General features: G+C 33.4%; 9 protein-coding genes and 4 pseudogenes. 5 read left to right on the top strand and 8 right to left on the bottom strand.

Going from position 1 to position 12,439, the window contains the following annotated elements:
* Positions 1 to 41: 41 nt before the first annotated feature.
* Positions 42 to 182 (bottom strand): annotated as a pseudogene (locus Y7E_RS34340) (DinB/UmuC family translesion DNA polymerase); the annotation flags it as partial.
* Between the two features lie 153 nt (positions 183 to 335).
* Between Y7E_RS34340 and Y7E_RS0112830 the strand changes: the two are divergent.
* A complete protein-coding gene (locus Y7E_RS0112830) occupies positions 336 to 1,052 on the top strand; it encodes a CsxC family protein (protein ID WP_017151658.1) in 717 nt (238 codons plus the stop codon).
* A 508-nt stretch (positions 1,053 to 1,560) separates the two neighbouring features.
* Positions 1,561 to 2,061 (top strand): annotated as a pseudogene (locus Y7E_RS29660) (serine hydrolase domain-containing protein); the annotation flags it as partial.
* A gap of 262 nt (positions 2,062 to 2,323) precedes the next feature.
* Here the strand turns inward: Y7E_RS29660 and Y7E_RS29655 are convergent.
* The 3 genes and pseudogenes from Y7E_RS29655 to Y7E_RS0112810 all read right to left on the bottom strand — a co-directional run bounded on the left by Y7E_RS29655 (position 2,324) and on the right by Y7E_RS0112810 (position 4,953).
* Positions 2,324 to 2,571 (bottom strand): annotated as a pseudogene (locus Y7E_RS29655) (hypothetical protein).
* 337 nt (positions 2,572 to 2,908) lie between these two features.
* A pseudogene (locus tag Y7E_RS29650) lies at positions 2,909 to 3,981 on the bottom strand (flavin-containing monooxygenase).
* Positions 3,982 to 4,260: 279 nt separating this feature from the next.
* Complete coding sequence (locus Y7E_RS0112810) at positions 4,261 to 4,953, bottom strand: cyclic nucleotide-binding domain-containing protein (protein WP_017151655.1); 693 nt, start codon at positions 4,951 to 4,953, stop codon at positions 4,261 to 4,263.
* Between the two features lie 128 nt (positions 4,954 to 5,081).
* On the opposite strand from Y7E_RS0112810, the gene Y7E_RS0112805 reads away from it, so the two are divergent.
* Complete coding sequence (locus Y7E_RS0112805; RefSeq protein ID WP_017151654.1) at positions 5,082 to 5,504, top strand: DMT family transporter; 423 nt, start codon at positions 5,082 to 5,084, stop codon at positions 5,502 to 5,504.
* A 14-nt stretch (positions 5,505 to 5,518) separates the two neighbouring features.
* Positions 5,519 to 5,983 (top strand): DMT family transporter, encoded by a 465-nt coding sequence (locus Y7E_RS0112800; protein WP_017151653.1) that lies wholly within the window; start codon positions 5,519 to 5,521, stop codon positions 5,981 to 5,983.
* 207 nt (positions 5,984 to 6,190) lie between these two features.
* On the opposite strand, the gene Y7E_RS0112795 is transcribed toward Y7E_RS0112800, so the two are convergent.
* The 4 genes from Y7E_RS0112795 to pdxR form a co-directional block, all read right to left on the bottom strand.
* A complete protein-coding gene (locus Y7E_RS0112795) occupies positions 6,191 to 6,598 on the bottom strand; it encodes an NUDIX hydrolase (RefSeq protein WP_017151652.1) in 408 nt (135 codons plus the stop codon).
* 216 nt (positions 6,599 to 6,814) lie between these two features.
* Positions 6,815 to 8,029: an aspartate aminotransferase family protein gene (locus Y7E_RS0112790; protein WP_017151651.1), complete on the bottom strand. Its 1,215-nt coding sequence runs from the start codon at positions 8,027 to 8,029 to the stop codon at positions 6,815 to 6,817.
* Between the two features lie 316 nt (positions 8,030 to 8,345).
* On the bottom strand, positions 8,346 to 9,260 hold the full coding sequence (locus tag Y7E_RS0112785; RefSeq protein ID WP_017151650.1) for a D-alanine--D-alanine ligase: 915 nt from the start codon (positions 9,258 to 9,260) through the stop codon (positions 8,346 to 8,348).
* Positions 9,257 to 10,714, bottom strand: coding sequence for a MocR-like pyridoxine biosynthesis transcription factor PdxR (gene pdxR / locus Y7E_RS0112780; protein WP_017151649.1), 1,458 nt, complete (start codon positions 10,712 to 10,714; stop codon positions 9,257 to 9,259). The genes Y7E_RS0112785 and pdxR overlap by 4 nt, the downstream gene beginning before the upstream one ends.
* Positions 10,715 to 11,564: 850 nt before the next feature.
* Between pdxR and Y7E_RS0112775 the strand changes: the two genes are divergently transcribed.
* On the top strand, positions 11,565 to 12,428 hold the full coding sequence (locus tag Y7E_RS0112775) for an alpha/beta fold hydrolase (protein WP_017151648.1): 864 nt from the start codon (positions 11,565 to 11,567) through the stop codon (positions 12,426 to 12,428).
* Positions 12,429 to 12,439: the final 11 nt, after the last annotated feature.

The raw sequence follows: 12,439 nt of genomic DNA, 5'->3' as shown, positions 1-12,439 counted from the left end.
GCCTTTTTTATGCGAGGAATTATCAATTTTCCCCATCCCCTCCCACTAAAATCTTTGCTACAACCACTAGACAAATGAATCGTTTGAGCAAGTTTCTTTTGCATACGTAGTCGATAACAAACTTCCTCGGCATGTTCTAACAAAATAAGCGGAATTTCCTCTATTGTATAAGCACGTAAAAGTTCATCATCGATTTATTGTAAATATATGACCATTTAAATAAATAATATAGCCAGCTGTTATACAAGCCTAGAGCATTGATAAAAAATATACATAAGTTATAGCATATGAGTTTTTAAAACTCTAAAATTTTTATAAAGAGGAGAATGTAAAATATGAGTGAAAAATGTCCAATTAACGTACCATGTCAAGTTCCAGGTCAAACTCAAATTCCACTTAATGATTCAGATGCACCAGCTATTGTTAGACAAAGTGCACGGGTAAAAATCCCGGTTGTTTTGGCAGAGAGAACAATTCAAATTGTCGTAGAAGCAAATATTGACCTTTGCCCTGCAGCAGTTGAAATTAAACGCGTGTTAAAGGATGTATTTTTAACACAATGTAAACTTGTACCAGTTGCGTTCCAAGACTTTAATGAAACAGGATACCGTGAAGTAACGCGAGCAAAATTATTTGTAGAAGGCTATATTCGTAAAAATATTGAATATGCTACTGAGGATTGTAATGGAAGCCTTCAATATCGAACTGCGAATGTTCCATTTTCTGGTTTTGCTGATTTAACTGAAGATGACTTCATCACTCTTCCACTTATCGCTGCTGGTTCCGCAAACAGATCACAATTCATTAATCCTAAAGATGGCGATTTCCCTCGTTTGGATAAGTTTTTCTTTGAAAATACTGTTTTCTATAATGAGCAACCGTTTTGTGAATTAATACGTGCAGATTTCTTTGAATTAGATTTCGCTCCATGTCCTACACCTATAAATAAAGAATTTGATAAGATTCGTGAAAAAGTAGTATTAGATCTTACTTTAAAAGTTTTACAAACGCAACAAGTGGAAGTTGGTTCTGGTTCAAACCCGCCTTGTTAGAAAAATATGTTCTGCAAAAAAGAGCCCCAGTCAATTGGGGCTCTTTTTAACTAGGTTTCCGAAAAGAATTCTCTCACTTCAATCGTGTGAAGGGCGTAGCTCAACGATAAGTGGGAGATGAATTTTCGGTTGGCGTCAGCCAAAGTAATTGAAATCTCTCATTGCGCTATCGTAAACTATACGTATACAGATTGTTCTTTGAAAACTGAAGATAAGAGGTTGATACGAGAAAAGATTCGTATTGTAAAATCTTCAATCAACTTGCCCCATACCAAACGAGCGAAAACCAAGCCTTGACGTTGGTATGGTAAGACAGTCACAATCGCTAAAATGCGGTGGGTTCTCACCAAGAACAGAAACTGGTATTTTCGTATAACAATCACGAACCGTAGGAACTACGGGGATAGCTTGGTAAATAAGAGAAACCGCTGTTAGTAAAGAAATACGCTAACAAGTATACTCTCTTCCCAAGAAGCTCCCACTTCAAGCGAAGCTAAGTGGTGAGTAGTTCACTCTATTGTTACAAGAGTTAATATTTGAACCTTTACATATGAGTAACAGTACACTAGAAGGTCCTAAACAAAATATTACAAATGATCGCTTTGCTTGTGGGCACAATAAGGACGGAAATGTAGTAGATGGGAAGTATCCATTCTATCCATATTCGGCTGCTGCAGGAATTTGGTCAACTCCAACAGATTTAGCCGCTTTAGTAATGGAAATCATCCATTCTTTGCAAGGCAATAGTAAGCTCGGTCTTTCTCCCAAAATAATTAAAGAAATGATTTCTTCTCAAGGTTGTTCACAGTGGACTGGATTAGGTGTATTTCTTGATAACTCAAATCAAGAAATAGAAATTTCCTCACTTGGCTGGGGTGTTGGCTTTCAATGCTTAATGATTTCCTATCCACATAGAGGTACTGGCGCTGTCATTATGACAAACTCAGATTTAGGTGTTCATCAAAATGAAGGAATTATTGGAGAGATTGTTACACTGTTAGAGCTATAGGACAATTCAATGACAATTCCCACCTATTCATAGATGATTATAAAAAAGCTAGCAAAATGCTAGCTTTTCTATAGCTCTAACTATTTAGACGAATCGGCATGTAAACTAATATGCAAATGACTATCTCTCTTTCCTTATGTGATGTACAGCATTATAGGTCTTTCTTTTTTATCAAAAAATATCTTGATTTATAATAAAAACTAACTGTCTGCTTTCCATTTTTTATTCCAACAGTAACATTTCTTTATAATTTTCTTTTGCTTTATATAATATTTTTAGCCACAATTTTCAAATGCTCCGGTGCAATGATTTCCTTTATACTTTCTTGAAGTATCATTGGAGCATTTCTTCGAGATGCTCCAATGATACTTCAAGAGGTGTACACTCTAAAGATTCAATGTTTAATAACGAATAATGTTCTTTTTTCTTTATTACTAAATATTGATTCTCTTCCGTTATAAGTAAAGAACCCAAGCGAATTCCAAGTAAACGTCGATCATCAAATTTCATATTATATCCCTCTCTCTATTGATAGGAGTAAAAACATTTTTTTACACAGTTTCATAAATATGTATATATTATAAATCTATCATAATTTATTTCAAAAGAATATAAAATATAGTATTAGTATTCTCTAAAGTTTTTCTATAAAATTTCTATGATACAGACTACTACACATACAATATTCTTGATGTTCCATATATTCCAGTACAAAAAAACTTTCTCAACATATAAAGGTCACTTTTTAGTTTTCGCATTCATTAGAATGAATTATAATGAATTTAATAAAAGTTTGGCCTCTCCTAATTCATGTACATATAGTCGATCGGTAGGATTTGCTACCGATCTATTTTTTTATTCTTTTATTAAACATTGAATCTTCTTTTTGAATAATTGAAAATAAAAATTCTGCATCTCGGCCTACACCACAAAGAAGCGCTGATCCTCTTTGATGTTGCCACGGTAACCCAATATAGTATAACCCTTGCACCCCGCTAACACCTCTTGTATGAATGGGTAATCCTGCTTGATTAACTACACCTTCTACTTCAATCCACTCATAATTTGGTATGAACCCTGTAGACCATACTATATTTTTGAAATTACATGTACTACCATCTGAAAATACTATTTTATTCTGCATTACACTTACTACCTTTGGCTTTACAATTATTACTCCATTACGAATAAGCTCCCTACATTCAAAACCAAATATAGGATCTTTCCGCTTCTGAAACCATCTTCCCCGCCTTGTATCGGTTCCAGCATATAATAGACCTATTTTCTCAAGCCAAGCAAAAATACTTTTCCCCATTATTTTGAGTGGCAAAAAAGAAAGTGGATGGCTCACTCCAATCGTAACTTCACGAGACTGCGCAAGTTCTACTGCGATTTGTGTACCAGAATTCCCCCCTCCTACTATAAGAACTGGTCCGTCTGGGATTTGTTTTGGAAATTGATATTGTGAAGAATGAATTTGAAAAAGTTCATTGGACAGGTTTTGAGAAATGGAAGGAATGAAAGGCCTCTGAAAAGCACCTGATGCGATAATAACTCGTTTAGATCGTAACACTTCTTTAAGAGTATACACCTCAAACTCATTCCCCGATTTTCTTATTTTGAAAACATTTGTATGTAGACTCACTGGTAAAGAAAAACGCTGTGCATACCATACGCTTCTAAATAATTCGCAATTTCATCTTTAGTAGGAAATTCATTTTGGTTTCCCTCTAGCCTCATACCTGGCAATGCACTATAAGCTCTTGGTGTAAACAATTGTAAAGAATCATATCGATTCCTCCATGAATCACCAATTCTCTTTTCTCCATCTAATAGGACAAAGTTATAGTTTCCTTGCTGCAAATAATATCCCATAGCTAGGCCTGCTTGACCAGCTCCTATTATAATTACATCTAGCATCTTTTCATCCTCCTTTTTATCATCAAACATATGAATAATTGTTCATATGTTCATATGTTTGATTCAATCATATAAACTTTCTTTTTACAAATCAAGGAAAACAATTCTTTTTCTACTCAATATGTAAATATAAAAAAACACAATCTTAGTGATAAGAACCTATTTCATCATCAAGATTGTGCTTTAAAATTCGATATAATAATTTAAAAATATTCTTTAAGTAACTTCATTTTTATTATCTTATTGAAATTCTACTACAAACCTACTTTTCTATTTCTTCTATTTATAAACATCCGCCCCAAGCTCTTTTAAATAATCTATATTTATCACTTCAAAGTTCCCGTCATTCTTTCTTATTACGCTTTTATCACAAAGGATATTTAATGTTCGTAATAAGTGTCTATAACTTGTTCCTAACAATTCCGACGTTTCAGTTAAATTCCCAGTAAATATAATTCTTTGTTCGTTATGAGTAAGGCTTTCTCCAGTGGCAAGAATGTAACTTGCTAGTCTATTCTCTAGAGGATACAGTAAATTTATCGTACTGTTTTTTGAAAGTCTATTTAACTTCTGAGATAAAGAGCCACAAATATATCGTAAAAAGGTTGCATCCTGGAGCAATTGTTCTCTAACTTTTTCTAAAGGAATTCCAATGCAATAAGAATCTACCATTACTTGTACATTCGAAGCTGTTTTTTGAGAGTGGATTAATTCTACATCTCCTAATATTTGCAATCCGTCATAAAAACATAATAATACCGATTTCCCATTACTTAATGTGTTATATGCCTTTGCCTTCCCCTCAACAAAGAAATATAAATAGTGAATATCTTCATTCTCCTTACAAATATGTTCATTCTTTTTAAATAGTAATAGTTCCATATATGATTTCATGTCATTACTAAAAAATGATTCGATTTTATTTTTTTGCACATAATCATCTAACTTATAAAAATTACATATTTTTTTCATACATCTCCCGCCTCTATAGCTCTTTTTAATTATAAAGAAAATTTCTTCCTTTCACTATGACATATGTCATAGTAGCTCACCATTTAATCATGATACATTACATATAAATTTGTAAGGGGGAAACGTCATTGTATAATTTACTCTCAATTATTATAGGTGCTTTCATCGCCATTATGATTCCTTTAAATGGGATCTTATCTGAAATAACAGGTAACTATATGTCTAGTGTAATGATTCATATTGTTGGGTTAGTTGCCATTGTCATTGTTTTACTCGCTAGCAAATCCAAACTTCGTATACAAAAAGGGATACCACTTTATCTTTATAGCGCAGGGGCCATCGGTGTATTTACTGTATTGTTTAGTAATATAAGCTTTTCAGCACTTGGCGTTTCTATCACCATCGCTTTAAGTTTACTTGGGCAATCTGTTTCATCTATTATTATTGATCATTTCGGCTTATTAGGTATGAAGGTCGTGAAATTTGAAAAGAAAAAAATCTTTGGATTACTGCTGATTTCTTCAGGAATTGTTGTAATGACTATTTTTTAATGGAGGATGGAACTATGTTATATATTTGTATTGCCATTTTAGCTGGAATTTCCATTGTAGTTGCAAGAATTATTAATGCTAACTTAGCAGCAAAGATCGGAATTTTCCAAGGGACATTTTTTAATTATATTACGGGACTGTTTTTTTCTTTTTTATTTTTACTCTTTAGCAATGAATCTCTTCACATATCAAATACAACATTACAATCTATACCATTTGTAGTCTATTTAGGGGGATTAGTAGGTGTTATTGTAATTGTATTATCAAACTATATTACTCCTAAAATATCATCTTTTTATTTAACATTGCTAATTTTTATAGGACAATTATTTACGGGAGTTTTGATTGATTTTTTCAATTCAGGCGATGTGTCTATTGATAAAATGATTGGTGGGTTTTTAGTATTACTTGGTCTTACTTATAATTTAATAATAGATAAAACATATGAACCTATAAAAAACAATCAGGTTCAATCATGAAAAGGCGATTAAACATATCCTGTAAGAAAAAATGAAATATAATTTCATGAATAAAAATTACACATGATAAAGATCTATTTTTTCCAATAAAAAAAACGAGAATTGATCGATTTCTCGTTTTTTATCATTTCATCAAACGGAATTGTATATCTCAAAACTCTCTACACCTATATTTTACGTTCTTTCTACTCTAGGTTTTGGATATAATTAAAACGCTACAAAAAACGGTTGCTCTTTTTCATCTAAACTTTTTACGATTCTCTCTTTAAAATTTGACCATGTAACCATCTGTAATGCCTCTTCAACCTTAAAGAATCCGACTTCTAAACTCTCATTACTTGTTTCCAACTTACCACCTATCGGTTTTGCTAGCCAACAAGTCGCACAAACACCTGAACTTAGATTTTGATATATACCACAAAACCTCGTCACATGAATATCAATTCCTGTTTCTTCTTTCACTTCTCTTATAGCAGCATCTTGAATAGATTCCCCTGCTTCAACCTGCCCTCCTGGTTGCTCCCAACCCCTACGCGGGCCACGAATTAACAGGATCTTTCCTTCATCGTTTACAACAACTACCCCCGCTGAAACATAATGCTTTGGATTACTCATATGAACACCTTCTCTTCATTCATTCGTACTTGCCAGAGTATCAAATCGTAAATTTACTGTAGGGTTCGAGTGTATGAAAAAAGATGAATCAAAACACTCTATTCTTCTGTTCAATACCTTTCATCAAAAAATAAATACCCTTTAACTAAAATAATAGCTAAAGGGATATAACAGTACGACTTTATTCAAACGTCACAATCGTAAATAGAAGAACAATTAGCTTATCAATGCAACTGACTTCGAGATACAAGAAGTAAACTGATACATAAATTCATCGATTTCTTCTTTTGAAATAATATAAGGCGGGAGTAAACGAATAACATTCCCTTGCGTAACATCAACTAACATTCCTTTATCTAATAATTCTAATTGCAGTTTTTTTACGTATTCATTCGTATCATGAATACTAATTCCAAACATCATCCCACAATGACGTACTTCTTTTATGAGATAAGGGTTTTCCTTCTGAATTTCTTGAAGTTTAGTATTTAAATATAGTGACATTTCATAAGACTTTTCCATTAAACCATCGTCAATTAATGTTTTTAATACAGCTAAACCTAAAGCTGTACCAATCGGTGAATGTGCAAATGTTGTTCCATGATCACCTGGTGAGAATATATCATAAAGTCGTGAACCTACTATTATCCCTCCTAACGGTGTACCACCTCCCGCTCCTTTACCAAATTGAATTATATCAGGTGTAATATCAAAATGCTGATAAGCAAACAATTTTCCAGTTCTCCCTATACCACTTTGTACTTCGTCAACAATAAATAACATATTATACTGTCTACAAAGCTCTTCAACACCTTTTAAATACTCACCCGACAAAGGGAATATCCCACCGCTTCCTAATACTGGCTCTAGCATAATAGCAATTGGATTTTCCTTGCGTATCGTTCTTTCTAATTCCTCTAAATTTTCTCGTTCCACTTCATATACAGGAATAGACGTGCGTGGAAAATTTTGATATATACTTTCTTGTCTTGTAAAGTGAAGAGCACCTAATGTACGTCCGTGAAAGCTTTCTTTAAGTACAATCACACCATCACGTTCTTGGTTTGTTATCTGTCTGTACTTGTGGATCAATTTTAAGGTTGCCTCAGTAGCCTCCGCACCAGAGGTTGTATAATAGACTTTCCCATCCTTTAAAGAATGTTCCACTAATTTTTGTGCGTATTCAATAGCTGCTGGGTTTAAGAAATGAAAGGGAAGATGTAAACATCTCGTACTTTGTTCAAAGGTAGCTTTTATAAGATTAGGATGATTGTAACCTAATATATTCACTCCTACACCAGAAAATAAATCCAGATATTCTTTACCATTCACATCATAAAGCTTACAACCTTCTCCCTTTTCTATAGCAACCGGCATGCGTTGATACGCAGACATTACATATTCTTTATCTAATTGAAACCAATCGGTCATGCATAATTCCCCCTAGGTGTAATCATAGTATTTTTACATTTTCCAACACAAAATTTCGGTACAATTTCTAAATTAACTACACCGTCATCCGATTTACGTGTTAGAAAAAATATATGAGCATAGAATTTTTATTTATTATCCTTTTCAATAATCTTATATATTTAGCGAATGATAGAAAAAACGAGATACTTTTTTGTTCATACAACTATCAGAAACTTTTTGTATCCACATGGACCTACATAAACTGAGTAACTAAAAATAATAATTTTATCGTAATTTTCAGTTTATAAATCGCGTTTAAACAGTATTAACGCTATTAAAAACCTTCGCTCCTTCTAACCTGTAAGGAGGTTTCAATAATCATATCCAGCAGTTTATTATAAGAGATTCCCGCCGCATGGGCGCTTTTAGGCAGCAAGCTATTTTTTGTCATCCCCGGCAATGTATTCACTTCCATCACATACGGGATTCCATCTTTTATAATCATATCCACTCTAGCATATACACTGCATTTTAATGCTCTATAGCAAGTCATTGCAGCTTCAGTTACACGTTCATGTGTTGTAACCGGAAGTTCTACAACCTCTTCAATCGTAGCAACATCATCGTATTTCGCATGATAATCAAAAATTTCAGCCGTATGTTGAATCGAAATGATTGGTAAAAGCTCTCCATCCAAAATAGAACATGTAATTTCTTCGCCCTTTATATATTTTTCAATCACTACTTCAGCATCCCATTTGAATACATCTTCAAGAGAAGAAAGTAAAGACTCCTTATCATATACAATCTTTACCCCTACACTCGAACCACCTGAATTTGGTTTTACCACTAACGGATACCCCATTTTATCTATTTCCTCAAACTGAAGCTCTTCCCTATTTGAAAGATGAATCCAATCTGGTGTTTGAATACCCTCATAACGAATCATTTTTTTTGAAATATTTTTATCCATACAAATACCGCTTGATAGCATGCCACTTCCGGTATATGGAACACCTAGCGTTTCCAGTGTACCCTGAATCGTACCGTCCTCCCCATATTCTCCATGAAGTGCTAACAATGCAATATCAACATTACTTCCCTTTTCAACAAGCTCTTTTTTATTATTTAATGTAATAGGCACTATTTCATACTTACTCTTATCCAAATGCGCAATCATTTCTTCCCCCGTCATGAGGGACACTTGTTTTTCAGAGGACACGCCTCCCATAATAACGCCAACTTTCATTTTTCCAACTCCTCATATTCATTTTTCAACGTATCACCGATTATCTTAATTCCATTGAGAATATCTTCTTCTTTTAATCGAGAGAATCCTAACCGAAACGTATTACTTCCCTTTTCATCTGTGTAAAAGACATCTCCAGGAGAAAAAACAACTCCTTTTTCATAACATTTTTTCAAAAGTGTACGTGCATGTATTCCTTCTTCTAACTCTATAAAAAGATGAAGTCCTCCATCTCCAGTCATTCTTTTAAATGGAATATATTGATTACAAGAACGAAGTGCTAGTTCATATTTTTTCTTATAAATAGACTTAGCCTTTTTCAAATATTTTTCAAAATAACCATCTTGTAAATATTGATACAATACAGCCTGATCCAATGTGGACGTATGAATATTACGTGCCCTTTTCATACTTTCCAAGTAGTGGATTAATTTCTTATCCGCTAAAATCCAACCGACACGTAAGCCCGGGAAAAGAACTTTTGAAAAACTGCTAATATAAATAACATTGTTCCCGGGTCCAGAAAAGGTCAATAACGGCGCTAAATGTGAACCTGAATAACGCAACTCCTCATTAAAGCCATCTTCTACAATTGGAATTTTATATTTTGAAAAAAGCTTCATCATTTCAGATCTTTTTTCGGAGGAGGTGACAATCCCAGTAGGATTATGGTAGGAGGGAATTAGATAGGCAAAATCAAAATCTGTTTCAGATAAACTTTTCTCAACTTTCCCAATATCAATCCCATCATCCTTCATCTCTATCCCATGGATTTCATATCCATGTAATCGAAACAGCTTTAATGCTGTATGATGGGTAGGATTTTCACAAATAATACGCCCTGATTTTTTAGCTAGGGAAGACAATAAAATATCAAGCCCCTCAGTGAAGCCGTTCGTGATGAGAATATCTTTATTGGAAATGTCTACTCCTTTCATTTCCATGTAATGAAGAAGATAATGAATTAAAGGTCTATAACCTTTGGCATATCCGTAGTTCAAAATGATATCTCCTTCATTGGATAACCTCGTCAAAAAAGCTCGTTTAAAATTTTCGACATCAAAAAGCTTTTCATCTGGGGCAATGCTATTGAATGAAATCATACCTTTTTCCCAGCGAACACCGTGCTTCATTAAATCCAATTCATCAGCTTGAAAAGTCACTTCATTAAGCTTTTCTTCCCAATTTAGTTCAATAGACGGCGTTTTAGATGCATCGACTTTCCCGACAAAATTCCCTTTTCCCTTTACCGCATAAATTAGGCCTTCTTGCTCTAAATCTGCGTAAGTGGTAAGGATAGTCGTTCTACTAACCGATAATAATTTGCTTAATTCTCGGGTAGATGGGAGCTTCTGATGCTCCAATAGTTGGCCTTTCATAATCATTTTTTTCAAATGATCTTTTAATTGGATATAAACTGGACGATTATCTACAAACTTAAAATCATTAAACACTGCCTTGCCCCCTTACTATCATTTTCACATAATTCCATCTATCTCAAAAGGTCCACCACATATGTATTTTCTTTAACTAGTGGTATGGTTTCAAACACCATTCATACAGCTTTTTTACAAACATCATGACTTTATTCTACATCTACACTTATTTTTATTAACTTACAATCTTTCAAAATTTAAAGTTATAAATATAATTGGTTCTGTAATTCATTATTGCATAATGCAAAACAAATTATTTATAAATGCAAGGGAGAGATCTTTTTCTCTTCTTCCTCTCAAATCAAAACAACATCTTTTATTTGTTGGCGTAAGAACCGGAGAAGACTTTCGTTTTCTACCTTCAGATGTCCATATTAAAGGCATTGACCTCTCACAAGATATGTTAAACAAAAACACATGGAAAACCTATTACACTTCTACCAGTGAATGCAGAGCAATCACAATTTCCTGCTGAACCTTTTGATGTAGTATCTTTGAATCTCATTTTAAGAGTCTTTGAACATCCTAAGCAAGCCTAAGTTGAAGCTATTCGAGTAACTAAACGAACAGGGTTGCCTGAGAAACATCTTTGGGCGTAAAAGAAATATACGATTTCATACAGGAAATAAGGACAATTATTAGAAAACATACTTTATAAAACAAATATGTATTTATACTTACATAAAACTTTCAAAAGGGAAAATGGAATCTTTGAGGAGTAATAAAGTATCTTCTTTGTTTACTACATAAAATAATGTGTTATGTTAACCTGACGTGAATACGATATACAAGTCGTTTAAAATAGGCTTTTTAATGAGTAATCGCGAACTATTAATAATGAAAAGTTTATCTTAAGGAGGATTCATAAATGAAAAATGTAATGACAAGTGATGGTGTTACTTTACATATAAGTAAAAGTGGACAAGGAATACCTTGCATTTTCTTACATGGGGGACCAGGTTATTGGAGTTATCCTTTTGAACAAACAGGTGGTCCTCTTTTAGAAAACTTTATGGAAATGCATTATCTTGATCAACGAGGTTGTGGTCGCTCTTCACTTGCTCCAGAGGGAGACTACTCACTAAGAAGGTTACTTTTAGATCTTGAGGAGATAAGACAAGAATTAAATATAGATAAATGGATTGTAATGGGTCACTCATTTGGTGGTATTTTAGCTAGTAACTACACTAAGCAATACCCTAACAGTGTCTTAAGTTTAATCTTGATTAACTGTACACTAAACAAACGGGAGTCAAACCTGCATCAAATGAACATAGGACGAAAATGGTTAGGGAAAGAAACTGTTTTGGATACTTATGAGTCTATTGAGTCTTTCTATCAAGATTTCTTTGTAATGGCTGAAAAGTTGCTAGAAATGGGGAAATATTACGATTTACAGTTCATAGATAGAAAAAGGCATAAAATCTTCGAAGACTTAGATAAAGAACTGAAACATCGCCCTGATTTTCGTAACTATGTACACTCATCCCCTGAATTCTTTAAAGATTATACTCAAATCACAAGTGAAATTTCTGTACCTACCCTTGTAATAAGTGGAACATATGATGATGCTATCGGACCAGATCATTATAAGAAATTTAAGTTCCCTAATATGTCCATTGCTATCTTAGAAGCTAAACACCATCCTTACTTAGAAAATCAAGGAGAATTTAAGAATGTAATTCGCGATTTTGTACTGAATATGTCTCTTCAAAAAACAATTGAAAGTTAGTAAAAAGTGCT

The organism is Bacillus bingmayongensis (assembly GCF_000299035.1).
In the GTDB taxonomy this organism is placed as follows: Bacteria; Bacillota; Bacilli; order Bacillales; family Bacillaceae_G; genus Bacillus_A; species Bacillus_A bingmayongensis.
This window is presented reverse-complemented; position numbering and strand designations above follow the sequence as displayed.

What these genes read in the sequence shown, in the direction of transcription:
- Y7E_RS0112830 (WP_017151658.1), top strand. Translation starts at nt 336, where the DNA reads ATGAGTGAAAAATGTCCAATTAACGTACCATGTCAAGTTCCAGGTCAA.
- Y7E_RS0112785 (WP_017151650.1), bottom strand. Translation starts at nt 9,260, where the DNA reads ATGAAAGTTGGCGTTATTATGGGAGGCGTGTCCTCTGAAAAACAAGTG.
- Y7E_RS0112790 (WP_017151651.1), bottom strand. Translation starts at nt 8,029, where the DNA reads ATGACCGATTGGTTTCAATTAGATAAAGAATATGTAATGTCTGCGTAT.
- Y7E_RS0112775 (WP_017151648.1), top strand. Translation starts at nt 11,565, where the DNA reads ATGAAAAATGTAATGACAAGTGATGGTGTTACTTTACATATAAGTAAA.
- Y7E_RS0112810 (WP_017151655.1), bottom strand. Translation starts at nt 4,953, where the DNA reads ATGAAAAAAATATGTAATTTTTATAAGTTAGATGATTATGTGCAAAAA.
- Y7E_RS0112795 (WP_017151652.1), bottom strand. Translation starts at nt 6,598, where the DNA reads ATGAGTAATCCAAAGCATTATGTTTCAGCGGGGGTAGTTGTTGTAAAC.
- Y7E_RS0112800 (WP_017151653.1), top strand. Translation starts at nt 5,519, where the DNA reads ATGTTATATATTTGTATTGCCATTTTAGCTGGAATTTCCATTGTAGTT.